General features: G+C 41.6%; 23 protein-coding genes. 14 read left to right on the top strand and 9 right to left on the bottom strand.

Annotated features, from left to right (window positions below):
- The first annotated feature begins 3 nt into the window (after positions 1–3).
- Genes IPP74_03885 through IPP74_03855 form a run of 7 tightly spaced genes read left to right on the top strand, consistent with a single transcriptional unit; the run spans position 4 to position 3901 of the window.
- Positions 4–228, top strand: coding sequence for a hypothetical protein (locus IPP74_03885; protein ID MBL0318428.1), 225 nt, complete (start codon positions 4–6; stop codon positions 226–228).
- On the top strand, positions 209–403 hold the full coding sequence (locus tag IPP74_03880) for a hypothetical protein (protein MBL0318427.1): 195 nt from the start codon (positions 209–211) through the stop codon (positions 401–403). Before IPP74_03885 ends, IPP74_03880 begins: the two co-directional genes overlap by 20 nt.
- Entirely contained in the window at positions 355–1020 is a 666-nt protein-coding gene (locus IPP74_03875; GenBank protein ID MBL0318426.1) for an exopolysaccharide biosynthesis protein, read from the top strand. Before IPP74_03880 ends, IPP74_03875 begins: the two co-directional genes overlap by 49 nt.
- Before the next feature lie 12 nt (positions 1021–1032).
- Positions 1033–1914, top strand: coding sequence for a DUF4118 domain-containing protein (locus tag IPP74_03870; protein ID MBL0318425.1), 882 nt, complete (start codon positions 1033–1035; stop codon positions 1912–1914).
- Positions 1848–2576: a hypothetical protein gene (locus IPP74_03865; GenBank protein MBL0318424.1), complete on the top strand. Its 729-nt coding sequence runs from the start codon at positions 1848–1850 to the stop codon at positions 2574–2576. Before IPP74_03870 ends, IPP74_03865 begins: the two co-directional genes overlap by 67 nt.
- A gap of 3 nt (positions 2577–2579) precedes the next feature.
- Entirely contained in the window at positions 2580–3278 is a 699-nt protein-coding gene (locus tag IPP74_03860) for a response regulator (GenBank protein ID MBL0318423.1), read from the top strand.
- Positions 3275–3901, top strand: coding sequence for a heme-binding protein (locus tag IPP74_03855; GenBank protein MBL0318422.1), 627 nt, complete (start codon positions 3275–3277; stop codon positions 3899–3901). The genes IPP74_03860 and IPP74_03855 overlap by 4 nt, the downstream gene beginning before the upstream one ends.
- Before the next feature lie 839 nt (positions 3902–4740).
- On the opposite strand, the gene IPP74_03850 is transcribed toward IPP74_03855, so the two are convergent.
- The gene (locus IPP74_03850; GenBank protein MBL0318421.1) at positions 4741–6801 is read right to left on the bottom strand and encodes a hypothetical protein; all 2061 of its coding nucleotides are present in this window, start codon (positions 6799–6801) and stop codon (positions 4741–4743) included.
- 202 nt (positions 6802–7003) lie between these two features.
- Here IPP74_03850 and IPP74_03845 point away from each other — a divergent pair, with 202 nt between their 5' ends.
- From IPP74_03845 to IPP74_03835, 3 genes are read left to right on the top strand one after another with little or no spacing between them, the layout of a single operon-like run.
- Positions 7004–7153 (top strand): hypothetical protein, encoded by a 150-nt coding sequence (locus tag IPP74_03845; GenBank protein MBL0318420.1) that lies wholly within the window; start codon positions 7004–7006, stop codon positions 7151–7153.
- Entirely contained in the window at positions 7150–7332 is a 183-nt protein-coding gene (locus IPP74_03840) for a helix-turn-helix domain-containing protein (protein ID MBL0318419.1), read from the top strand. The genes IPP74_03845 and IPP74_03840 overlap by 4 nt, the downstream gene beginning before the upstream one ends.
- A 24-nt stretch (positions 7333–7356) precedes the next feature.
- Entirely contained in the window at positions 7357–7473 is a 117-nt protein-coding gene (locus IPP74_03835) for a winged helix-turn-helix domain-containing protein (GenBank protein MBL0318418.1), read from the top strand.
- Positions 7474–7901: 428 nt separating this feature from the next.
- Here IPP74_03835 and IPP74_03830 read toward each other — a convergent pair whose 3' ends face one another.
- The gene (locus IPP74_03830; protein ID MBL0318417.1) at positions 7902–8801 is read right to left on the bottom strand and encodes an arylamine N-acetyltransferase; all 900 of its coding nucleotides are present in this window, start codon (positions 8799–8801) and stop codon (positions 7902–7904) included.
- Positions 8802–8904: 103 nt separating this feature from the next.
- On the opposite strand from IPP74_03830, the gene IPP74_03825 reads away from it, so the two are divergent.
- Entirely contained in the window at positions 8905–9336 is a 432-nt protein-coding gene (locus tag IPP74_03825) for a hypothetical protein (GenBank protein MBL0318416.1), read from the top strand.
- 251 nt (positions 9337–9587) lie between these two features.
- On the opposite strand, the gene IPP74_03820 is transcribed toward IPP74_03825, so the two are convergent.
- Entirely contained in the window at positions 9588–11672 is a 2085-nt protein-coding gene (locus tag IPP74_03820) for a hypothetical protein (GenBank protein ID MBL0318415.1), read from the bottom strand.
- 504 nt (positions 11673–12176) lie between these two features.
- On the opposite strand from IPP74_03820, the gene IPP74_03815 reads away from it, so the two are divergent.
- The gene (locus IPP74_03815; protein ID MBL0318414.1) at positions 12177–14621 is read left to right on the top strand and encodes a hypothetical protein; all 2445 of its coding nucleotides are present in this window, start codon (positions 12177–12179) and stop codon (positions 14619–14621) included.
- 147 nt (positions 14622–14768) lie between these two features.
- Here IPP74_03815 and IPP74_03810 read toward each other — a convergent pair whose 3' ends face one another.
- The 3 genes from IPP74_03810 to IPP74_03800 all read right to left on the bottom strand — a co-directional run bounded on the left by IPP74_03810 (position 14769) and on the right by IPP74_03800 (position 19801).
- The gene (locus IPP74_03810) at positions 14769–15203 is read right to left on the bottom strand and encodes a hypothetical protein (protein MBL0318413.1); all 435 of its coding nucleotides are present in this window, start codon (positions 15201–15203) and stop codon (positions 14769–14771) included.
- Entirely contained in the window at positions 15200–18838 is a 3639-nt protein-coding gene (locus IPP74_03805; protein MBL0318412.1) for a hypothetical protein, read from the bottom strand. The genes IPP74_03810 and IPP74_03805 overlap by 4 nt, the downstream gene beginning before the upstream one ends.
- A 363-nt stretch (positions 18839–19201) precedes the next feature.
- Positions 19202–19801, bottom strand: coding sequence for a suppressor of fused domain protein (locus tag IPP74_03800; protein ID MBL0318411.1), 600 nt, complete (start codon positions 19799–19801; stop codon positions 19202–19204).
- 287 nt (positions 19802–20088) lie between these two features.
- On the opposite strand from IPP74_03800, the gene IPP74_03795 reads away from it, so the two are divergent.
- Positions 20089–20442 (top strand): RidA family protein, encoded by a 354-nt coding sequence (locus IPP74_03795; GenBank protein ID MBL0318410.1) that lies wholly within the window; start codon positions 20089–20091, stop codon positions 20440–20442.
- 185 nt (positions 20443–20627) lie between these two features.
- Positions 20628–22442 carry an ankyrin repeat domain-containing protein gene (locus IPP74_03790; GenBank protein ID MBL0318409.1) on the top strand — a complete coding sequence of 605 codons (1815 nt, stop codon included), beginning with the start codon at positions 20628–20630 and terminating at the stop codon, positions 22440–22442.
- Here the strand turns inward: IPP74_03790 and IPP74_03785 are convergent.
- The 3 genes from IPP74_03785 to hflK all read right to left on the bottom strand — a co-directional run bounded on the left by IPP74_03785 (position 22420) and on the right by hflK (position 26334).
- Positions 22420–23814, bottom strand: coding sequence for a hypothetical protein (locus IPP74_03785; protein ID MBL0318408.1), 1395 nt, complete (start codon positions 23812–23814; stop codon positions 22420–22422). The genes IPP74_03790 and IPP74_03785 overlap by 23 nt on opposite strands.
- Positions 23815–24299: 485 nt before the next feature.
- A complete protein-coding gene (gene hflC, locus IPP74_03780; GenBank protein ID MBL0318407.1) occupies positions 24300–25169 on the bottom strand; it encodes a protease modulator HflC in 870 nt (289 codons plus the stop codon).
- A gap of 16 nt (positions 25170–25185) precedes the next feature.
- A complete protein-coding gene (gene hflK, locus IPP74_03775) occupies positions 25186–26334 on the bottom strand; it encodes an FtsH protease activity modulator HflK (protein ID MBL0318406.1) in 1149 nt (382 codons plus the stop codon).
- Positions 26335–26357 lie beyond the last annotated feature (23 nt).

Genomic DNA, 26357 nt, shown 5'->3' with positions numbered 1-26357 from the left:
GCTATGTCTAAATCATCGGATAATGGAGACTTGGATGTCTTTACACTGAGTGATCGTACACTGTACCGCTGGCTCGATAGCCAAGATGATGGATGGAACGAATTACCAGACGACCAAGAATTGGCGCGACTGGATTATACCTCAAAGCGTAAGCGCCTTGCACGCATCGGAAAACCACTTCGTTCCCTCGTATCGAGAAGGAGGCGCTATGCGTACCAGTCCGAATGAGCGAGGCTTTGCTGGTGGCGATCTGTTGAACGCAGAAGCGCGGGCAGTGCTTGATGCCGATTTTAAAGAAATCCATCCACCACGCCCGCGCAAAAACTTCATCGAATTTATAAAAGAGGGCTGGATATGGATAAAGAAACAACTGCAACGCGCCAAGTCGCCTTGCCAAAAATGAAGGTGCGTGACAGTCGTTACCGTTCCACCAGCAGCATTCTTCATGAACTTACCTGGTTTGACGGTGATAGCATCAGTGTCCGTGACCTCTCAGCGCAGCTTGGAGATCGCGGATTCGGGTTGATGCTTTTATTGTTTGCACTTCCCAATACGATTCCGTTGCCTATTCCTGGCATTTCAACGCTCACCGGCATGCCGCTTATATTTTTTGCCAGCCAACTTTGTTTAGGCAAAGAGCGCATATGGCTTCCCAGCTGGTTAGCCAATCGCCAAATTCCAATGAGTAAACTCAGGCCGTTGATTCAAAAACCATTGCCGTGGCTGGTGCGATTAGAAAAACTGATAAAACCTCGTCTGGACAAAATTACCACACGGAATTTTGAGCGTTTTGCTGGAGCGCTGATCCTGTTGCTTGCGTTACTCATTGCGCTACCCATTCCTCTAGGGAACCTACCTCTTGGCATTGCTATGGCTGTTCTAGCGCTTGCCATTACAGAACGCGATGGCATTGTTATGATAACGGGTTGGCTACTGACGTTTTTTGCCTTATACTTTTTTGCAGCCCTTATCACTGGGTATGCATGGATAATATGGCAACTGGTGAGCAGCATCTTTTAATCACAGGAATCTATGGTATCGACTGGCACAGTGGAAACGCAGCTTCATCATTTTATCACCGATGGTGAAACTGGTTCGCGTGGCCGTAATTTCTTTGTCAGCGTTAGCATTACCGTTGCTACCGTTATTTTTACATCACTGGTCGCATGGTTATTGGTATTGGCGGGTTTTCCATCGCCTGAAACGCTGAGTGTCCTGTTTGTCATTCCGGTGCTGGTGGGGGCAGTGCTTTATGGTCTGCTGGTGTCGCTTATCGCTGCTGTATTTTCCGTACTTGCCTATAATTTTGTGTTGCTACCTCCAGTATGGCATATCGGTCTGTGGGAGGTTGAAAACATTGCCAAAATGTTTGCGCTTAGCTTTGTGGCGATTGTCGCAAGTACGCTTTCCAGCCGCATCCACAAACTGGCGCAAGAGGCCATGCAGCGTGAGCGAGTGCTTTCGGGCGTCTATGCTTTGAGCCAGGACATGCTGGGGATTGCCAATATCCCTGATATGCGACGCGCAGCAGAGGCAAAATTATCCTCATTACTGGATAGTGAGGCGACAATCATCTTGAGAAGCGAGAAAGAGAGATTCAATCAGGCCGGGCAGTTTTGTATCGATAACAACACACCCGTTGGCAGTGGCACCAAGCATTTTACAGATAACCCAAATCTTTATCTGCCGCTTTCCGTGCATGAATCTGCGCTGGGGTTACTCTGCGTAGGCTCGGATGTGAGCGGGCGTTTTTCTTCCAAAGTACTCGCAACGCTTACCGCACAAACCGCCAGTGCCATCGAAAAAGCACGTCTTGCCGAAGCGCATGAGAAAAACTGCGTGATGCCGTGCAAGAGAAATTTCATTCCGCTCTGCTTTCTTCTGTATCGCACGATTTCAAAACACCGCTGGTGACGGTGATCGGTGCGTTCAGTTCACTTAAGGATATGAAGCAGGTGCAGGATAACTTCGACAGCCGCGAGATTGTCGCTGGAGGGCTGGAAGAAGCACAAAAACTCAACCGCTTCATCAATAATCTGGTAGAAATTAGCCGTCTTGAATCCGGGCTTGAAGCAATACGCAAAGACCAGGTTCTTTTGCATGATATGCTGGCCAGTGCGCTTAAATCCCTTCACCCATTAATCGGCAAGCAGAGATTTTCCATTCAGGCCGAAGCGAACTTTCCGCTGCTATACGTCAATTCCGCATTGATGGAGCTGGTGTTCCTAAACCTGCTTGAGAACGCGATCAAATATGGCCCAGCCGAAGGTGAGGTAAAAATCATTGCATCCTTCAGTGATCAATCCGCCACTATCGATATTGATGATGACGGCGACGGCATTCCTGAATCGGAACGGGAAGCGATTTTCGTAAAATTCTACCGCTCCATGCACGGTGACCGTAAAATCGCAGGAACGGGACTGGGACTTTATATTTGCCGTGGGATTATCGAGGCGCATGGTGGAACGATTACCGCTATTGATCCCCACGATGGCAAGGGCACATGCGTGCGGCTTACATTGCCAAAAGAAGTCCTAATACCAATTGATATTGAAAAAGAAATAGAAGAAGTTTGAACCATGAGAACGACACAGCCCAAAATACTGGTGATTGAGGATGATCCGCAGATACGGAAATTCCTGACCATTACACTCACCTCGCATGACTATGCCGTCATTCCTGCCGAATCGGGCAATGAAGGTATTCGCCTTGCAACGTCAGTCAAGCCTGATGCGTTGCTGCTCGACTTGGGCTTGCCTGACATTGATGGCACTGAGGTCATAAAAACTGTGCGCGAATGGTCAAAAATACCGATCATCGTGCTTAGCGTGCGTAGCGGTGAGGAAGAAAAAATCAAAGCCTTCGACCTCGGCGCAAATGATTATGTCACCAAGCCGTTTGGTACAGGCGAGCTTCTGGCGCGACTTCGCGCCGCACTGCGTGATGCGATTGTCGCTGTTGCAGAAGAAACGACCGTTATTATCGGTGATCTTAGCATTGATCTGATGAAACGCATTGTTTCTTTACGCGGTGAGCGGATAAAGTTATCTCCTAAAGAATTTAATCTTCTCAAAGTGCTGGCGATGAATGCGGGTAAACTACTCACCCACAAATATCTCATGCAGCACGTATGGGGCGAAGCCTATAGCGACGATAACCAGTATTTACGCATCTACATAGCCCAGCTGCGCCAGAAACTCGAGAAAGACCCAGCGCGTGACCAGTTTATTATCAACGAGCCGGGCATCGGCTACCGGCTGGAGGAGCCAACAAAATGAGGAAACGTATGTTATGGATTATCGCGGGTGTAGCAGTCATTGGTGCGGCAGCATGGGGACCGATTATGAGTAATGTTGAGCAAGCGAAATTTGAGGTGGTAGAATCGCAAGGCGATATCCAAATCCGTGACTATACTCCGATGATCGTAGCCGAGGCCGAAGTAACCGGTGAACGCAAAGAAGCAATTAGCCAAGGATTCCGCATCATTGCTGATTATATCTTTGGCAACAATGCCCCTAAACAAAACGTAGCGATGACTGCCCCCGTTATTCAACAACCCGCAAAAAAAATTGCCATGACCGCGCCAGTCACGCAGGAAGGTGCTGGTACTAGTTGGAAAGTGCGTTTTGTGATGCCCGCCAATTATACGATGGATACGCTGCCGAAGCCCAATAATGATGCCGTGACGCTGCAGCAAGTTCCGGGTAAGCGTTTTGCGGTTATCCGTTTTTCCGGCATGGCTAGCGAGGAAAGCCTCAAATCGCATACTGATGAGCTTCAGACATTTATCAGCACAACGAAATTGAACGCGATATCCGAACCCACCTACGCCTTCTTCAACCCGCCGTGGACATTGCCTTTCTTGCGCCGTAATGAAGTGATGGTGGAAGTAGCCAAATAGTTAAACCTAAATTGCGAAAGTTTAAGCCATTCGAAGAAGGCTGTACATAGGTACGCCTCTAGCCTCTCTTTCTTTCGATCAAAAATAGGACGTAGACGTAAGTCTGCTTTTGAAATCCTAAAAGCCCTTTCGATATTCCGTAGTTTCTTAATTTTAAATAGTAGCCGACGAAAACAACAAAGATTGGGAACAAGGCTGCAGGAGACCAAAACGCTCGACACGTATTCTTCTGTCAGTTCCCAGCAGTCGAGCAAGCTCTATCGCACTTGTCATGATGACAGTATCTTAGGCGAACATTCCACTATGCCATGTTTTTTGCACAGCATTTGTTCGCTAGGATAAATGACTCTGAATGCATCAAGAATATCAGGAGCATTAGGACCAGTATCCGTGCAGAAAATTTTGATCCCGCCTGCCGTACCATTGCTCTCAACAATAGGCGCCTTTTTTTTGCGTTGCATGATGGAACGATTCAGCAACACTCGAAACAAATGGAAATACAGTGGATGAACCAACAACGTGAATCTCATTCATTGGGATAAGTCGGTTTGACCATATAAAGGATAGGCCAGCAACTCCAATCAATAAAAAAAACAACAGACGTTTCGTGGTCATCTTAGGCTCCAAGCAGATATTATTAGTTGAAAAAAAATCATATTTGTTCCTAATATAAAACAAATATTCATGTACGAGGAGCATATGCCCGCTGATTCTTAATCTTTAGAAACAGAGCCACTATATATGTAGGTAGCAAATAACGTCTCATGGATCGCTCCTCATTCCTTAAGTATGGATTGAGGAGCGACCCTGGCTAAGAAAATTGTATCCGTGCGTGAGATCTAGAACTTTCTAGAGATATTATCTTTGGGGTTTTGATCTTTGGGTTTTGGATCTCTAGAGCGTCTTGTAACAGGTTGTCTACGTGTCGTAGATAGCAAAACAATTTGGTTGGATGTTTCAGCAGCCAATTCAGGGGTTGAAGACACATTCAGTTGGATTTGGGGACGTTTTTTCTGAACAGATTTGGATGTGTTATCAGCCAATTCAGAGTTTGAAGACACATTCAGTTGGATTTGGGAACGTTTTTCCTGAATAAATTCTGCTAAAGTATTATTTTTATTTTTCACCAAGTTATAAACATCATTTCCTTTAGACAAATCCACGTCTTCATTAATCAAGGCTCGTGCTAGGTTTCGTTTTTTGCACAAAATAGCAATTCCAACTAAATTATTACCTTTTTCATCCACCATATTTTTGTCGGCTCCAGCTGCCACTAACAGCTTTATTTGTTCCAATCTCTTTGGGGAGCGTGCTTCGGCGTTACATGCAATAACAGCAACCAAAGCCTTTTTTAACAACTCTGGCTTACTAGGACTGTCTTTATTTATACTTCGAATTTCACACAGGACTTCTACAAGTTTATCAAAGTTATTGTGAAGCACACATTTATCTAATTCTGAAATTAGATTATTTGTATTTTCGTGCAAAATTGGATTGACACCTCCATTCTGAGCGACAGGACATTCAATGATAAGAGGCTTTTTTTCTTCAAAGTAATCTTCACTATCAATAATAGTTTTACGTGCGTTTTTTGTTGTTTGTCTCATAATTTTTCTTAAAATTTCTTCATTTTCTTCGGAATAATTAAGTTCACAATTATGTAAATATTGTGCAATTTCTTTGAGATCTAAAAGTACCGAATCAGAACCAGGGTCTGTATTTGAAATTCTGCATAAAACTACATCAAGGAGACTACCGGTTTTTGCTTCTCCCGCGCTGTTGTAGTATTCGAAAGGCTCTGCTAAAATATTAAGTTTGTTCGCTTGCTCGATAAGCTTTTGAAAATTAGTAGGAGGGCATGTTATACTTCTGCGTATGTACTCAATTAAAATGGTATTTGGTATAATACGTTCATCAGAAAGCTTGATAACTAAATCTGCATCTTTTAGGTGATATAAAAGTATATTTTCCCAGCCATTATAGTCTAAATTAGTGTTGGAGCTCCATGGGGCTACTTCTAAACGTGATAATGTGATAATAAGTCTTGCTGAATTATCTGAATTACATTTATCATAAATTTTAGAAAAATTTGTTTTAATGAATTCGGATAGCTCATTTTTTTTATTGTCAATTAATAATTTATGAACAATTAACTCGGCAAGTGCTATGGCTTGGTTATTAATTGCATCTTCAAGGTCTAAAAGTAATTCTGAATGATTCTTATTCTTCAGTTCAAATAGCAATTTTATCCTCTCTTTTCGTTGCTCAGCGGCATCCATTTCTGCGTAATAATCATCAAAAATAGATCTGCTTTCCATCTTAACCGCCCATTCTATCACCTCTGCCTGTAATTTGTGAATATTAATGAATGTGTCCTTGTGGTTTTTCACATTAAATGGCAACACCTCATTTAAAAAATTGTCACAACTCATTAAACTACGTGTTATATTGGGAGAAGTTTTAAGTATATTAAATAAAAACTTATTATCACGTACGCCTATTCCTGATTCGTGTAGTTTTGTTATTAATTTTGCACATTCGTCAGGATCTTTTATCAACAGACATAAATCAACCAACAAACCAGGATCAAACGGAGAATAGCTTGGCTTTTCTAACTTTTCCCCGGTTATGCTATAATCCACTTTGAATGCTTTTGTTTGGTCTATTATTTCTCTGGATACTAATTCGTTAATTATTAATAATGCCTGGCTACATTCTGCTCTTGCCCTTCCTCTTGCCCATGTTAAATTAAGGATTCTAAGTAATTGGTCTATATTCATTTTTTTTAGAATAGATTCATTGATTGGGATTCGTTTTGAAAAATCTTTTTCCGCTTGCGCATCTCTAATTAATTTTTCTATTTCGTTTTGAGTTTGTATCTTTTTTATTAAAGAAAACATAGTAAATATCCATTTTTTAGATTAAAAAGAATATTATTCTACTTGATATAATGTTGTTGTCAAGTTCCTTCTATTTAAATGCTGTGTAATTAAATAATATTTTGTATTATGGCAATTACTTGAGATTTTATATGATAATACTTCCCATTGCCAACACACCAAACACTGTGTATTGTGATGTCTTCTAATTGAAGAGGGTGTTATGGGACGAAAAGTAAAAGATATTGATGCTGACTTATTATTAAAGGCTGACGAAGCGTTCGAAGGTCTTGGTTTATCTGGCCGGATTGCATGGCGACTGCAGGCGATTAGGAGCTTGAGGCATCACTCATTAATGTGGTTAGTTCGGTGATAGGAATTGATCGCAGTCGGATAAAAGCTTGGGTTAAGCGCTTTAGCGAAGAAGGTCTTGCTGGTTTAGAAGATAGGCCACGCAAGCCCAAAAGGAGCAAGCTGAGTGAAGCTCAAAAAGCGGAAGTGATTAGATGGGTTGACACGGGACGAAATCACGCAGGCAGAGATATCAATTGAACACTTGAAAAATTAAGGCAATCGATAGAAGATGAGTTTGGTATCAGGATGGGCATCAACACGTTGTGGGTTCTTATTCGCAAAGAGGGGTACTCATTTAAAAGAGCGAGACCGAAGCATGTTCAAGGTGCTGCTGATTGAAAGATTCTGGCAACAACTCAAGCGTATAACCATCAGAAACAAAATCTATGATTCAATAGATGAGCTTGAAGTTGCCGTTTGCGCAGCCATTCACGACTTCACTCCAGAGCGGATCGCTCAGATTTGCGCTATTAATTAGTTTGTTTAAATATCAGACTTGGTATAAAATAAAAACGCTTAATCACGTTGCTTAAACGAATCCGGCGATCCCATAGCTCTGAGCAGATTAGCCTTCGACGCATACTAATGCAAGCTGACGGATGCGGATTGTGTGTTTGCATAGTTTTGGAATAAAGCCTGTTTATCAGTATCGTCCAAAAACAGGCCTGCAAATGTGATTGCATATGAATTAGATTCATTTCTGGCTTCCGGGCAGTCGTTAATAGCTATCGGATCCCATTCCTCCCAAAATATCAACGCACAAACACTCATTGCAGCCACGAAATTCCAGGCACGCTGAGTGTGGAGTTTATAGGAAGGTGTATTCCAAATCGTTCTCGGAGAACACTCAAGAGCTGGTTGAATTCTATAATTTCAAACTGTTCGAGCACCTCTGCACCACGACGGTGGTTGAATGCGTGATTTTGAATTGAAATGCGTGTACCATCAGGGCAAGCCAGGGCAACGAACAAATGATTCCGAAACTTTGAGTTCGCATGTGTACTTGTCCACCAATTGCCAACCTCACGATCAATTTCTGGCATTGTTTCATAGGTAAACTCATGGATATCTACCCAGTTATCCCCCAGTTTGGCCTGATGGAAATAACGTAGCGATGATCGGTGCGGCTCGCAAACAATCCTTCTCATTTCATGGGGTGTTAGTTGTTCAGCGTCCAATACATCCAGTTGGAATGGACCCGTTGGTGAAAGGCCACCAACGCCAACATCTGCCAGCCAAGGTGTACCATCAATCTCAACACTAAGAAATAAATGTGTACGTGGTGGGACTATCTCACGTGCTGTATTGAGACGCACACGTGCGGACAAAGGGGTAACCGAGAAACCAATCTGACGCAAAACGCACAATAGCAAAGCATTTTGCTCGAAGCAATAACCACCGCGACAGTCACGTACCAGCTTGCTCTCAAGTGATTCAGTATCCAACAAAATGTGACGCCCCATTAGGATATCAAGGTTCTCAAATGGGATAGAGCAGGTGTGTGCGAAAATAATATCCCGCAACACAGGAAGAGTGGCAGCAAGGGTACCCGTATAGCCGATGCGTTTTAGATAGGCCCCTAAATCCATGAATGTGATCCTCTTCCTCAACCTACAATCACATGCATTGTGATATAAAACTCTTGAATCATCAAGAGGAAATGGCATATTTCATAATATAGGAAGGTCGGTGGCCTTTGAATGTGATTGTCAGGGAAGTGTACGCTAATATGGCAAGATATCAAAATAATAACCAAAATAAGAGATAAATATGAGTGCACAATTTCAATCTAAACCAAGCAAATGGCGCTATCTGCTGAAATCAAAAATCGAAGATAAGGAACATGCTTTGTTTGTTCATCGGTCATGTCTAGTCTTCGTTTATAGCATGGCGGCGCTCCAAATTATTATTGGTGTGTTGGCCACCTTTGTGATACAGGATTCGGCATCAATACTGGGAGGTGGGCTGGTCGGGGCTATTTTCTTTGCGGGTATTGCCTTCTATACGCAAAAACGTAAATCTATTATTGGTCCCATTCTCCTCGTGCTTATGATGGCAATCGACATAGGGCAAGCACTGCTTGCAAATGCCGGGTTGATTGACTTTCCAAAGCTCAAAATAGGTTTACTGAAAGTGGCTCTTATGCTGGCAGGGATCTGCTGGGTATATGCTCTGCGTAAATTTAAGCAATTCGATAGTTGAATCTAAGGAGAAGGGAATAGGTGAATTTAGTGATTCTAGCGTAAACGCACAGACGCAGCAAAACGTGCCAAATCGATGGTTGTTGCGATGAATGATCTCAAATTGTCTTAAGTGACGGTTTTATACACTGGAATAAAACGCAATACCTTAGCTGATAATATTGATGCTGCTTTTCTCTATGATGTTTTGAAGGAATGTGTTGATAAACAAAAGGTCTATCTCAATAGCAATATCTTGTCGTGAGTTACTTTTTAAAGTTTGATGTTGCATCCGATTTTCTCTGGGATTCTTATGCGGCTAGCGTAACTGAGGTGCATTTCGGTCTCATTTCTGCGATCGTTTTCCGCTGTGATAACAGCTAACACTAAAGGTGGAGTGTCCTGTGTTATTAATAATCGGATAGGGAGATCTGTCTCGACGTTTTCTTTAGCTTTCGTGGCTTTGAAGAGAGTGAGTGCCGCTTTTCTTGGAAGTCCCAAGCATTGAGCCAGGTTATTGACAAAGACATCCAGTTTGTTCTTATTTTGAAATTGAAGGGAATAGCTATTGTCGTCCCGAAAAAGAATGTTCGGAACATGGCACTGGATACATTCTTTAAGTTGCTCGTGCAGTTTCAACCATTGCTCATATACGAGGCCGCCTATTTCACTGTTTTTGAATTCAAGATAGAAGTTTTGTTGTGAGTTGGGTAGAGAGAAAATAAGTTTAGGGTACCTTTCATCTAATTGCTTTACGAAGTCGTTGCGTTCATCTTCATGGGTAAAACGAAGGCTATAATTCATGAATGTAAATTGGGTGATTTGTTGCAATAAAGAAGCCGGAAACTCCGTTTGATTTGGGGGGACCGCTGGTTCTACAGGAGTGCTTATGGCTAGTCTTGCATTTTTAGTTGGAATGAAATGGTGATTTATTACACCTAAATAAAGGGATGACGCTGGTTCTATATAATCATTAAGTTTAAATTCATTTCTCAAATATTGGTTTAATAGTGATGTAAAATCAGCGTTATAATGAGGTTTATCACATTCTTTGTTTTCATAGCAGGCATCCCAACAGGCAACCATTAGATTGATATATTTTAAATAATGGTTCATCTCCTGCTCCTGAACTTCATTCAGATCGTGTAAATACGCAGGTAAAAACAGATGGTAGTGTTCGATAATTTTTGGAATTAATGGGATTAGATTGTTAATAAAATCATTATAACAACAACTATATTGGCGGAAAGAACTGGTTAATCTATAAAATGTTCCACCGTAGTGTTGATCTTCTTTATTAAATGTTCCAATGTCTAAATTATCCAAATCAGTTTGAAATGATTCAAATGATTTGTTTATAAATGATTTTGTTATGTAAGATAAGTCCTGATTACTTTCTATTCTAGTCAGGCAATCAATGGCGTTTGCTTTTAAACTATGTTGTGATTCTTTAAATAAAAGGTTTAAGTCGTCATGATTATTTAAGCGTATGAGATGGGGTAACCATTTGATAGAACAAAGCATAAAACCACTAAGATAGCTTACGTTAGTCGATTGTCCGTTCAGCCTTGACTTCAACAAGGCTGAAGCATATTTTTGAACGTACTTGTCTTTTTTGTTAGTTGGAAATAGATCAATAGCATTGTCAAATATATCTTGGCCATAAACTTTGGTTAAGTCTCTTATCAATGGGCTTTTATTATAAGCATCGGTCCTTCTATTGCTCTGATTAGGATTAGTTAATGTTTTAAATAGAGCGTCCAATTGTTCTGTGGGACTGAGATGCGGTTTTTTGCTTAAAAGATAATGGTAGTCATTGCAGTTAAAAGCGTAATTATTTTTAATTAATTCATATGTAAAATTAATGAAATTTAAATTGGGCGCGCTTAGTGCATCTAATAAACATTTTTTACTTGGTTTTAGTAGGGGATGCGTTAAAAATAAGGTGGGGAGATCCATGCCACTTGTAAGATAAATCACATAATTTATGTCCTCAAAATCGGTTGCATGATAGGATTCTGTAAAGATCTCATCTATTGTTTGTTGGTTTTGATTTGAAATCAGATAAAAAAGATTCTGATATTTGCTTTCTCTATGTGACTCATTGGCATATTGCCTAAGAACGTTTCTAAAATGGGAGACGGATAAATAGGCTTTATATTCCTCAATCAATAGCTTATTTAGCTCTAGTCTCACAAGGGCATTGAGTTGCTGTTCATGATTTATTGCTATAAAAAGTTTATTCAAATATTTTTTATTATTTCCATTTATATTAATTAATGTATGAACGTTTTCAAATGAAAGCTCTGAGATGTTTTTGTTATATGAATGTGCAATTTTAATTATCAGTTTGGACATATCAATGACTCTCCACCATAAGTTGATTTAATGTTATTTTCCTCATTAATAATATAACATATTTATGACGTCAATTGATTGTTTAAATATTTATGACAACGATGTAATTTTGTTTTTTATTCTTATGATGATCGTGCTAATTTTGGAAGGGCTTGTGGAACTTTAGATATGTCTAATGTGGCGAATGCTACCCGCTGGCATGCTGATCCTAGCGCTTGAATTGCCGAGGGGAGCACGGGTGTCCATAAGAATTTCAAACGTGAATGTGGCCTGTTGTGTGCTCTTAATATTCTAGGGCCTGTGCTAAAACCACTCTTCTGCTGGCACATGAAACTATCCATGCTGCGATGGAGTTTGAGTTGGAGGTAGTTCAAAAAAGCTATCCCACTGATTCTTCACTTGTGCAAAGGGTGGGAGTTATTGTTTTTGATGATACTCATTGACTCCCTATCTGAAACAGGATAATAGGCTCTCCCTTATTAACAAAGTCAGAGTAGGTGAAACATGAAACAACTTATAATTGAAGATACTAATCGCCGCGATCAATCCATATCTGTTTGCCTGACTGCACTGATCAAAGAAGATAGTATCGCGCAAGCGATAGATGCATGCACTGACGATACACAGATAAGCGGTTGGGCACAAGGGGTTGGTTATCTCCTTAGCTGGTTAAAAAACCCTGTTACTCCGATGAAACCGCATGAACGTTCTGGGCTGATTGCTTATTTCTTTGATAAATTCGAATATAGTCTATATCAAGCGCCTAAAGCACCGTTGCATAAGCGTTTATGGAATGTACTTTCCCGCGGCCAAACGCAAGATAGGGAAGCTTATGATAAGGAAAATATGCTTGACGTTTTAATCCCATCTCTTTTAGAGGATGGGACGCGTTTTCAAACCACTGCTTCTTCTAAATTTACGTCTCATCTCGTTATTCTAAATCGCTATTTACGAACATTGAAGGATCAGATTCACGATGATCGCAATCTGTTAAGTTATTGTGCTTCCTATGCGCCAGAATGGTTTCTGATAAATCCCCTGTACGCTTCGGCATTTAAAGATATAGATGATACCTTACTGAAGCAGGTTTATTTCCACGCACTGCGGAATGCGGCAAGGGATGATCTGTTGGTGACGAGTTTATATCAAAGCATGACGAATTGTCAGCCAGTTCATTTCAGTCTGTTGAAGCAGGGGCCTGGTATGTTGAAGCAGGGGCCTCATCATTATCAATTATTACCGCTCGTTTCTCAATCAAAAGAACAGTTTGCTGCTGCGCAGACATGGTATAAAAAGCTCCTATCCTTAATACGGGGGAGAGAGGACATCAACAAAGAAAAGGAGCATAAGAGTGGAGAAAACCACTATCCACTTGCTATGGTTATTGACAGTAATGCCTGGGATCATGGGCTGCGCCATACCCATCCAGCGATGGTCATTGCACGCTGGCGAGTTTATCTAGAAAAACATAATGTGTATCTTCCTTTATCCTTAAGTACGGAGTTATTTTCTAATGTTTACCAGGCTCTAGAAAACTGGAAAAAGGCAATTGTGGATGAGAATCTTACCCCTGAGCAATCGTTACACGTGAGATTAAATCATACTATTAAAGCCGGAGATTTTGGAGTCGTACCATTGTCGCGATGCCAACTTGTTTTAAATCTTGATGCCATGGAGCCAGAAACACAGACAGTTTTATTTAATATGCTCCTCCATGTAAAGCAGCTAACAAGCCTCTATTTGAAACAGGCCATTATTAACAGTGAGCATATGTGGATATTAAGCCAGCTATCGTTGAAAAGCTTGCGTTTAATAGATTGCGATATAGCCATGAGCGGCGAAGATTGGTCTCGTTTTTTCCAGGGTAATTCACGTACGAAGGTTGAAATTCAAATCCGGGACACGTTATTCCAACCACATGAACAAGGCTTGCCTAAAACGATGCAAAGCTACAACCAATGGCAACCTATGCAATCGCAAGGCTCCCGTCAAAGCGTTTTAAATTGGCTAATGGCACTGAAAGATAAATCACTGGGTCATAATACCCTTTGCTCAAGTAATTTTACTCGGGAGACATGCGTTAATACCCCCGCACCTGTAACTATACGCCACGACATAACGCTTGAAAGTGTGTGGGATTTGTTTGAATCCCTGGGGCAATTACCAGAAGAGACACAAACTAGCTCTCGCGAATGGGCAACAGAGTATGGAATTAATCTGGCATTAAACCGTTTGCTTGGGGATAAGGCTATTGTGATTGACCCAACATTATCATCTATCAATTCCCCCCTCGATTCTAATCCTCACCGATCTAACGAAGGTGTCGTTAATTATATAAAGAATATCTCTTGTTTAGGAGAAAAATATAAACGTTTGCCTATAGTGATGGTCATAAATACGCAGTCGGTTATAGCTAATTCATCTTCTGATGCGTTTGCTATAGGAGGGAGTCACTGGGTTTCTTGCGTAATACTGCCTTCTGGTTATCAGCCGCCTCATGGCAACAAGCTGGGTAACACGATTCCATTATTAATAACGGTTGATTCATTAAAGCCTGAGTATACGATGCCTCAATCATTTACGAATGCTCTTACCGCCGGAATAAAAGACGCGTTTTCTGATGACCAAGAGGTGTGGCATCTAATTGATTTGCCTAGCCTTTATCCTGAAATCAAGGTGTTAAGAAATCCACCTAAGCGTCAACAAAGTGATGGCATCTCTTGCGGTTATTTGGCTTTATTTAACAGCTTAATGGTTGTTTTAACGGGTGATAATGAGTATTTGAAAAGTATCAGCCAACCTTGTCAATTGGCATCTCGCCTGCGTGAGATGTTTCCTGAATTGCCCTCGAAAGATCCTAAATTGTCCTTGATAGAATCTATCGAGAAGCAAAAATGGACAGAACGTATACAGGCTCTACCTAACCAGAAAGCATATAGTTCTCCATAGAAAAATAGTGGAGTCCACATTCTAGTTTGAAGTGCAGCCCTCTGACATTTCTTTAGGAAGATCTCATGGGGAGTTATCCAATTGAGTTCTTTCCGTGGTGTTAAGTTATTGTTATCGAAGGTTTTATTGAAATCCCCCTTTTGGGGGCTATGTTGACATGAATCTGGGGGGGAAGCGCTTGGAGGAGGGGCAGATTATTGCTTGGGATTCATTACCAGGAACGCGAACATATCCATTTTCATTCACAGAATGGGTGATTACATTGTCAAGATTGATCACCTTATTTTCTAGCATACAGGGTAATAGAAAATGGATGAGAGGGCTAGCGTCATTGCCGTAAAAATTAATTTGTGCATATGTTGATTTGTCGGTGGGTAAGGCGTTTAATACATGCTCTTTGCTTTGCTCAAACGTACAGTTCCAGCTAAAAAAAAGCATTCTCGTTTGCGGATTATAAATAGCCAGCCCATGATCCTTATCAAAATTAAAATCGCCAAGCGCGATGGGACGTAGAATCACATCATCTGTTTTCACACAGGCGTATTCCTGACTTTTAATGCTGCGTGGCACACTCAACGTCATCGGTCTCTCCTAACTGGTTGGGATTGCTGATCCAACCTGTTTGCTGTTGTTGCTCGAACAGATGACTTTGATTTTTTGACCGCATCCTCTTGTTGTTGCGCCAATGTTGAAAATTGTTTTTGCTTAAATATAAGGTGATTTTGCTGAAGGATTAAACCTATTGTTTCAATGGTTTTGAATAATTCCGGATTCAATGCCTTGGGGTCTGTGCCTATGGCAATTTTTAATCCTGAATCTTCTATATCTTTGAGCAGCGATCCGCGCCACTGTTTAAGCATATTGTCTTTTTGTTTGAAATCGAATTCTCTGAATTCTGAGTGTTTTTCGATCTGCTCTTTCAAGCGTTTATCAATGGCTTTTTCAATAAAAAGTTTTGTTGTGCGGCATAATTTCTGTAAATCAGAGAGTGCGACGAAGCTGTCAGCTGAATAACATATTTTGTGATCTTCGACGACCACTTTGGAATAATTTTTGTTTTTTGGATTCTGGAGAAGGTTTTTGATATCATCTGGATCGATCCGCGCATGAAAGTTAATATAATTTAAATTATATCTGCGAGGATTAACCATTGCATGACTCAAATCGTCATGGCCTATAAGATTATAAGCCAATTTAAATGCAACGAATGGCTTTCCCTTCGAAGTATGCATTATATTGCTTGAATCTAATATGCGTGCTGTCTCTCCATCATCGCGGCTAATGACAGGTTTCTTGATGGATATTTTGCCTGTTGCACCATCATAGGTTACCCCTTCACAGCAAGGTAATTGCAAATTTATATGGAATGTTACGTCATCGTTTTTAATAGCTCTGATTTGTGAGATGACTTCAATAGCTTGGTTTTCAACCCGTACGATACGTTTTCTATCCTGGGGATTGACTGCGCTTATGATATTTACATCCCAGGGTGCGTTTTGGGGAAGGTTCCTAAGTAAAGCACCAATGGCTTCGTGCCGAAGGCATCGATGGGTATTAAATACCAGTGACGGGTTCTGTTGATGAGGATCTTTGCAGGTGATGGTTACAAAACATGTTTCCCATACATCAGGCGTTCCTACAGAATGCTTATTATTAAGCAAAGCGGCTTCCCCGCCATAAATGCAATAGGCATTCTTATCTAAAGGAGTTATGCTGGATAGCGCACCAAGGTAAGTATAATAATCAGCACGCGAAGTATCAATATGAGTCCAATCCTTGGAGGAGGAATAGGTCATTGCTTTCAATGAATAAAGTTTGGGCATCAAGGCGCTATTTTTAGTAGTGGAAGCATACATAATGGCTTCTGTAATGTGTTGCCTTGCGTCCAGTATGTCATCTCTTATAAAAAATTCAGTTGCAAGTGCCAGATGGGTTTCTGCTAGCAGATTCATCATGAACTGTTCTTGCTTCGGTGATCTGCCGTTTGCGATGATTCTCGCGTTGTTTTTTAACACATCTAAGAGTGTTATGATTAGAATCTGTTGGTCGCTGTAACGTTCTTCTTCGGTGCTGTTGTCGTCAAATATCCGGTTCTTATGCACGCTATGAAAATGTTCGGCACCACGATAATGGGTACACACTCCATTCAAGAAATCTTTATCCGGATCACTCATTTTGCTTTCTTTTATAGAGTGTTCAAAAGCAGAAATCTTCCTATCAAATGCATGCAAGTGATTTTCTATACTTTCGCAATGTTGTTTATTGGGTGTGAGTATCCCCAGATTTTGATAGGTACGCACCGCTTCTATTGTTTGAACCAGCAATTCCTCAACAGCATTCATTGTTTTAATCTGTTCGGAAATAGAAAGAGGAAGTGCGGGAGATTTATCAATTTCATTCATGGAGTCAATGTATTCAAGGGGATTGCTTATGATTGAAATGGTTGTGTTTTGGTAATGCTTCAAGTGTGTTGCTTCACTGGGCGTCCAGTTTACAAAGGATTCGAGCGCTTGTTCATTAATTCTTATGGGATCTGATTGAATAAAAAGGCTGCCATTTCTGATGGAATCATAAAAAGATCGATTATACACTTGAGCATTGTCGCCAACAAAAAGTCTAACCCCCTTAGCGGTCATGGCATTTTCCAGTGCTAGGTACAGACGTTGTAATTCATGTGATTGCGCCGGATAATGGTGAAGAAAATCGGTAATAGAGTGTCTAATTACATCACAAACCTCACTACACAGACCCGCACGTATATAATTATTTCGGTAGTCAAAATACACCCTGAATTCAATCGAATATTGTTGGCTAAACGCTGTAGCAAGCCTATTTCGTTCATTTGAATTAAAATCTGGGTCAGCATAATTGGGAAAGCTATGTCCAATTTCCATCAATGCATTGCTTAAAATTTGTCGTGGAAGGGGAGGTGCGACTGTGTTTGCCACTTCATGGGTAAGATCATATGCTACATGGAATTGCGGGTAGGTTCCTTGACCATCCCTTTTATTCTTCCACGTATGATATTTCGGATGAGCAGCGAAGGTGATGTCGTCACGTTCAATGGCTGCAAAACCTTCCTTCACCAAGCCTGTTTTTGCATCATAAATAATTCCACTAGGAAACCCCATATCAAAAACAGCCGTATGTTTGACCGTTGCATTAGGAAAACTACGCAGAACATCAAGGGTTTCGTATAAATTTTTTCTGGAATTGCCTGTGGGATCTATTGGGCCGGCAGAAGCATATAATCCAATATCCCATGGAGTGTTTTGGGGTAATGTAAAAAGCAAGTCATACATAGCATCACGGTTCATTTGAAAATCTTTATGCATGACCAGCGTTAAATTATTATATTTTTTATCAGTGCATCTGACCGTAATTAGCGTACATTGCACAAGATTCATAGTTCCTACACGTTGCTCGCCATGCACAAAAGCGGCTTCAGCCTGACCAATTAGATACGCTAGATGATCGGGATGACCTGAGCGGATTCGATAAAAACTTTCAGCATAAATGGATGATTTCTCCATGCATTTCAGCCCAGGTGTAGGATTATTGAATATTGCTGTGCACATTTTTTGAGACACGTTGACAAGCGTATGATAGTCTGCCCAGTTTTGAGCGTCTTTCATCATAATGTGAGCAAGAGAATCTGCATTTTCTATAAATTCAGCGTGTATGAGGTAATTTAAGTCCATGCTCCTTATTTCATTTATAAAATAATAAGCACCCAATTTTTGGGCGTGTGTACTGTCGGGATGTGCGAGGATGTCGTTGTAGAGTTCAGTTGCGGTTTTCTGAAGGCGTTTTTTTTCAGGAATGAGAACTTTAAGTTCAGGATCAAGACGCGAATTATGCGCAATAGCCGAATCCAAATAATGGAGAAACAGATGCTTGCAAAGGCTTTCTACCTTGCTGAGTTGTGCGGCAACCTTGTCGGATAATAATGCTTCAGCTGATTCTGCGATGAAATAGATGGATTTCTGCCTCGTAGCGTCGTCTATATTTCCATTTCTTGTTAGCTCAAGTAGGTACTTTAAATATTCTGCCTTTCCTCGCAACGAGGCGGGATAAAATAATTCTGGTAGGGCGAATGGTTTGAGATGATCATTTAATGCTCGCTTGTTAAAATAAGGCTCACCCCATCCCCGGATAAGAGTCAAAATATCCTGAGTATTAATATCGGAAGTCACGGGTGTATTGCGTATTTTCATATATTCATCGTTATTAAAGATTTTGATTTTTATTAACGATATTATATATTATTTATATGATATTTATGTGGCAATTATAATAATAAATTGTTTTACTTATAATAAATATAGTAATGCTTTAGGTGTCGTTGGATGGAGGAAAGTTGACAAAGAATCATGGCTTTTTGAGCACGATATCTAGGGGATTCATAATGAATTATTGGGGGAGTTTTAGAAGTAGTTCTTTATTGCTCCGCGGATAGGGGAACAGCAAAAACAGCTCAAGAGCCCTAAATATAGGGGTTTGAAGGCCTGTTCTAAAATGAAATGCCCCCTCATTTTGATTATCTGTTTTGACAACAAACATCATAAATTAAGAGAAAATCAAATACTTGATTTTCTCTTAATATCAATAGCTGGGAAATAGGGAAGCTTTTGTAAGATATCATATATTTCATATGATGAATGTTCTTTGCTGTATGCATATTCCTCACTGGTAATGGCGTGGATTTGCAGGATATCAACCGTACCGCTTTCCAGCTGAAAGGAAGGCGGTAAGGAAATGGGGGACCAGAACAAAAGAGTATTTAAATGACACTCTTTATCGTCAGATCTTATGGGGCCTGTCGGTATGCGGTGTCCTTCAGAAAACACATTGCCGGTGTGCATGATATATCCCATAAGGTTAAATAATAAATGGACTGGCCAGGCTGCTTGTTCTGGAAGCTGAAGAAGCAACTCAATCCCATATCCGGACACCTCACCTGCTTCAGATGCATTGCTTAAGCCTGAGGTTAAGTAAGTCCAATATTTTTCTTTAGAAGACGGTGGTATTTCAAATACACCGGCACAGGAGAAAAGTAACTCACTACCCCCAATTGCTACGGCATCAGCACTAGCAGGCGTATGAATTTGCTCGGGAAAATTATCAAATAATCCAGTATAGATTTTTTTTTCTCTTTCAGTCCAGATACGTTCTAACATTAATGGGGCTCCTGTGGCTATATAAGCATTGTGTTTCAATATATTATATGAATGTTATGGTGTAGTACAGAGTTTATTTTGGATTGCTTGTTTTTTTGTTTGTGGATGAGCCTATGAAGCAAGGATATCTGCCTCAGTGAATGGCTGACCCTATTGGCTAGCTTAAAGGTGTATATTAGGGTATGGTTGAGGCTTCCATCGGATTATTCATATAATCCCCTAACTGTTAGGAAAGAAGGCTATTTCTTCCTGATAATCAACACAAACGAAGCCTAAGGAGGCCTACCATGACCAATATCCGCCGCGTTGAACCCGGTGCACGTATGAGTGAAGCTGTTATTTATGGAGATAGAATCTATACTGCGGGTATTGTTGCTGACGCAATGATAGGGAAATCGGTGTTTGAACAGACTCAGGAAATCTTGCAACAGATTGACGCGCTCCTTGCCCAGGCGGGATCGGATAAAACCCGTATCCTGAAAGCGAATATTTGGCTTAGTGATATATCCACGTTTGCTCAGATGAATCAGGCGTGGGACGGGTGGGTCGTAGCAGGGCAGGCGCCTGCAAGAGCCACCGTTGAAGCCAAACTGGCGGCTCCCGGTTATCATGTAGAGATAATGATAGAGGCGATAGTATAGGGCAAAAGAGAGCATAATCACCCACCCCCTACTCGCCGTTGGCTCATCCTGCTTAAAAAGAGTGAGAATGAAGGTGTATATGTTGTCATCTTGGGGGGGGGGAGTTAGCAAATTTTAAACAATTTTATGCTACTGTGAATATATTGATCGTTTTTATATAGATAATGTTAAGTATTGGCAATCTTATGAAAGAAAATGATAAATTAATTGCAAGTGGAATTCAGGAAATGATCACAGATCATAAAATGTCTGTGTTGTTGACAAAATTAAAAGAATACAAAAAAAAGGATCCCAAAATCTTTAGTCGAATAGATGAAATGGGAGAACCCATGATGTGTTGGGCCTCTGCTCATGCCGATGTTGGTTCCTTCAATCACTTAAAAGATTATTTTTCACTTGCTGTTGTTAATAAGGATGGCGATACTCCTTTGCATATTGCCCTGAAAAATAAAAATTTCGTCATAGCGATGGCAATGGTAAGATTTTTACCCCAAGATGTGGCTAACGCCAAAAATGCAGACGGAAAAACGGCACTTCATCTTGCCACGGAACATGCAGATCATCACACGTTTTCCTTTTTGACTCAATTTGTTAACCCCAACATCGTGGATAAAGAAGGTAAGACACCTCTGCATTACGCAGTGGAAACTAATAATATTGAGATTGGCCTATTCATCAGCGCTTATTTTCCAAATTGTGTGGAGGTGACTGATCATGAAGAAAATACCCCGTTTCATTACGCAGCACGACTGGATAAATCCGATATGTTTATGGCTCTGATGTCTGGAAAATCAATGGAGCATATAGGTATGCTTAATAACGCAGGGATGACTGCGGTTCAGATTGCAGAAAAATCCAACCACGAAGGCATTATTAATGCCTATGAAAAAGGTAAGAAAGCCATTTATTTAGCTAAGAATAAATATTTTTTTCATCTCGAAAATAAAGATCCCCCAGGGATGCCAGAAGAAATGATGAAGTTAGCAATTGCGGCTAAAAATGAAGATCTATTTAAAAAGATTGACCGTCACAATACGTTATTACCAAGTTATATCCATGAAAAAGAGTTTAACTCATTTGTCGAAGAGATTGCTCAATTGGCACAACATGTCGGAGATGCTTCCATTTCTATTCCTTTTGTTTTTCACAAAGATGGCCACAACGTAGCAGCCATGTTTGAGATTAGCAAAGATAAAAACGAATTATACTGGGTTGATTCACTCGGTGATCGTCCGGATAAAAAAGTATTGGGCAGCTTAAGTCAATTGTCTCCTAAGGTAGCGACCTATTATAGCGATAAAAAAATGCAGCACTCAAAAACAGGATGTTCTGTTTTTGCGAATAATTCAGTATCAGAACTATTGAGTAGTGAACAATACCTGCCAGAAAAATATACATCACCTGAGATGTCAGGGGATCGTCCTCTGACACAGTATGTGAAGCAACATATAACGCAAGAAGAAAGCATCAAAGATAAAAAGGGTAATCGCCATCAGGTTTATGCTGTTACTTTTCCGGCACGGATGTATCGGAGTGCTCAAGCATCAATACTTAGAAACACTATCGTTGAAAAGCTGGATGTCGATGAAGCAGACATTTATGCAAAAATGAAAGGCACAAAAGTCGGGGCTACAGAGCAAAGCAAAGATTTAAAAGCCGCATTTGAACAGCATCGAAGTAGCCTTATGGAGGATGGAAAAGGCAGCAAACAAAATAGGCGGCTCGATCATAAATTTGAGCGAACGTATCAGCGAAACGCAGCATTTATCGAAAACCATACTCCTGAACAGATAGTAAGCGCAACCAACGATGTAACACTAGAAGGGTTTAAACAGCAGGTTGCGCATAAAATAGAAGAGTTGGAACGACAACAGCAGACGGAGAAAACGTGGCAACAAAAAGCAAATCCCCACGCACAGGAACATAGCTCAACCACCAAAATTCCAAGTTCATGGCAGAATAAAATAAATACTGGGCCTACATCAAAAGAGCGACATTAGCCTGTTTCGCGATCCTGGCTCTATTGGCCATTTTGAAAATGGACGTTAGCGCTGCTACGGTTAATGGTTTTATTTCTTCACATAGCTTGCTGAGCGTTTCATGGTCGTTGGGCTCGATGGATTGCGTCTCAGCTTCAACCGTGGCGGCACGGATGCGAAGATAAGGATCATTCAGTGTGTCATCCTTTAAAGAGTCAATCTGTTCAAGGGTAAATCCCTTAACGATGGCCTTGTGATATTCATAAGGACGATCTTTAATGGTGTTCCAAAGCTGTGCAGGTGGTGTTTGCTTATGGCTGTTTGCAAGGAACACAAAGGCTTCATATTTGGGGCCGTCACTGATTTTGGGGGTTAATTCGCTGAGTGGTAGTCCCAAACAAAGTGCTTGTGTTGCCCCCAGTTTTGCAGCACAAACTGTTTTAAAAATGTGATCGACTGGTGGTTGGCTATCGTGCATATCTAGCATGATTCGGCAAAAAGCCTCGCATGTTATATTTTGATAATTGGCGCGTTTAACGTTGGAAGTGACTTGATGCCTGCCTAATCCAAACTCGGTTACTGCCAGTGTTTCATATCGATCTAAACCCTCACACTTAGCAAAAGCTTCAGCAACCGTAGAACCTTTTATCACTAATTGGAATAAACCGTGCAGCGTATGGTCGCCGAAATTTTTTTCTACCTGCTGATACGATAACCCATAAACAATCATGCCACGCAATTGGTAAATACTAAGGTGCTTTACATGCCATAAGGTAAGCTCGGGGTGGTTAATCAGGGCATCAAGACGGTAGAGGCCTATTGTTTCTAATGCATCTGAAATCGTTTCTACATCTAGCCCAAGGCGATAAAAGGTGCTAATGCCTTGTTCACTAAGGCCAAGACATAATTTAACAGCGCCAATTCGCTGGGCAAATTCTTTGGAAATACCATATTGCCTGGCGGGTTCAGATGCTAACAATGTATCGATGATGACAGCATCGCTTGAGTCATTTTCCTTAAAATAGCGCCATTTTTCGTGCCATGATAATATTTCCGGGCTGACCGTAGTGGTGTTATGGTCTCCTACCAACCTATCTTGATCGGGGTAATGTTGGTCGTAATACTCACGTAGACGGGATTGATTTAGCAGGGGGACATAGCCATGAATAACCGATAAAATAGCCTGCCTTGCCTGACTGTTGCTAATGGCTCCCATATTGGTAAGCGGACCCAGTAGCCTGGGTTGGTCAAGTACAGCGCGTATCATTTTATAGGGATGGGTGGCGGGAAGGGGTATCCGGGGATCGCAGGCATCTTCAACCGCTGCTGGGTCGGTTTCATGATCGAATACATAGCCTAATGCCGCATCAATGATGGTAAGATGACTTTTCATGGGGGTAATCTCAAACGTTGGTAAAATGGGAAATATAGGATTCTATAAACATGATTGAAAACCACGATCCCTTTCTTGGGAAGGGTTATTCAAAAAATTATAGAAAACAATAGGATATGTACCTGTTGATTCTATCGAAATACGCTCAACTATTCAAGAGTAAAGATCTCTCAGTTGAGGCAATTTAAAGGAACTGGCGCTGCACGTTGACCAAACAGCGTCTCTATCCATGAACGGCCCAAGCACATTGCTATGCGTACAATATTGGGTTGCTGGGAGAGGAGTCGGACAGGTAGGAGCGCTATAGCCTCATCCGCTTCACTCTGCGCAACACCTACTGTTTCGATAGCCTTATAGGGGCCCTCGAAACTTTTCTATGCAGGCGGCCGTTGCTTAAAATGGTGGCCTTGCACAACCCTGATTCCGTGACCAGCGTAATGCCCTTCATGCTACGCATGGCCTCATGACAGCGCCTGAGACTAAACCTACTTACCTGCACCCTGGTTAAGGTATTTAAAGAACGGCTCGCTTGGCGAGATAATCATGGTTGTATCGTCTGTTTTCAATGTTTTCTGATAAGCCTGCATAGAGCGATAGAACGCATAAAAATCGGCATTCTTGCCATAAGCCTGGGCGTAACGCAAGGTCGCTTTAGCTTCAGCACGGCCACGGACAATCTGCGCGTCCTTTTCGGCTTCGGCTAACAAAATTTCGCGGTCACGTTCGGCTTCAGCACGGATACGCTGAGCTTGTTCGGCTCCTTCGGCTCGTGTTTTCTGGGCTTCTTTTTCGTGCCCAGTCTGCATACGTCGGTAAATAGAGGCGCTGTTGCTTTGCGGTAAGTCGGTGCGGCGAATCCGGACATCCACCACATTAATACCAAAACGTTTGGCGCGGTCATTGGCAATGGCCATGATATTTTGCATGACCATGGCACGTTTAGACGATAACAGCTCAATTAAGTTTACCCGGCCCACGGCTTCGCGGATGGCCGAATCCATAATGGGGTTAAAGGCAATCATCAAGCCGCGTTCATTCCCAACGGTCTTATAAAACAACAACGGGTCAACAATAATGTATTTGGCATACGCATCGACAATCACGCGTTTGCGATCTAAAGCAATCACCTCTTCGGGATCAAGGCGGATATCGATGTTAAGCTTCCGTTTATCAAAGAATAAAATACGTTCAAGGAACGGAATTTTGGCCTTGAGCCCCGGTTGTGAGCGGTTGGCAACGGCCTGGCCTAGACGAATCACAATGGCTTGTTCGGTTTGGTTAACAATAAAGAGGCTGTCAAACGCCACCAGTAAAAGAAAGACGATGGCAGCTAAAATAACATAATGACGACGCATGGTGTTCTCCGGTTTTCTAGTTGCTGGGTGATGAGGATGGCGATGGCGATTTTTTAGTGAGTTCAGGCAGTGAAAGATATGGCATAATGCCATTGCCTGTTGCCTGCTTATCCACCATCAATTTATTCATGCCGCCATAGATTGACTCAAGTGTTTCGATATACATGCGATCCTTGGTGACCTGCGGAGATTTTTGGTACTCACTGACCACCGATTCAAACCGTTGCGATTCACCTTCGGATTTAGCCAGTAACGCTTTTTCATACGCTTCGGCGTCCTGGGTAATTTTGGCGGCATTACCACGGGCACGCGGCAGGATATCATTGCGATAGGCTTCTGCTTGGTTGATGTCCTTTTCGCGGTCGGCACGGGCTGACTGTACATCGCGGAACGCATCGATCACTTCTGCTGGAGGATCAATTTTTTTTATCTGGATGGTCAGCACATTCACGCCCATATGGTAGGAATCTAAAATTTCCTGGATCTGCTTGCGAATGGCTAAAGCATTTTCGGCTCGGGTCTCACCCAGGAGTGCATCGGTATAAGTAATACGGCCGATGACTTCGCGCACGGCGCTTTCAGCGGCGCTTTTAATGGTGTTTTCGGCGGCTTCATCCCGTACGCTGAATAAATAATCCTTGGCGTTCTTAATGTTCCACTGCACTTCCATGTTAATATCGACGATATTTTCATCGCCAGTGAGCATCAGGCTTTCATCGGCTTCACTTTGGGTGTTTGATTTACGCCTGCCGGAGGTGCCATTACTGCTAAAGCCTACGGCTTCTGTATTGACCTTCTCAACATTGACCCGCAGCAGAGATTCAAGCGGTGTTGGTAAATGGTAATTAGCCCCTGGGGTGGTGGTGCGCTCAAACTTACCTAAGCGTAAAATAACGCCACGCTCGCCTGGCTGGATAATATAAAAACCACTGAATAACCATAAAACAACGGCAATTAAAATGCCAAGTGTCCATAATTTCACGGGATTATCGTGGGGGCGCTGATTCCCCATCATTCCTTTAAACCGGTCTTGGCTGCGCTTGATAAACTCATCCCAATCCTGAGAACTATTGCTGGATTGTGGGCCCCTTGGCGGGGATTTGGGTGGTTGTTTGGGCTGCTGCGGGGAGGAGGGTTGATTGCCCCAAGGGCCTTTGACTGCCATAGTGTGATTTCCTTATGAAGCGA

This window comes from Alphaproteobacteria bacterium (assembly GCA_016722515.1).
Lineage (GTDB): Bacteria > Pseudomonadota > Alphaproteobacteria > Rickettsiales > JADKJE01 > JADKJE01.
This window is presented reverse-complemented; position numbering and strand designations above follow the sequence as displayed.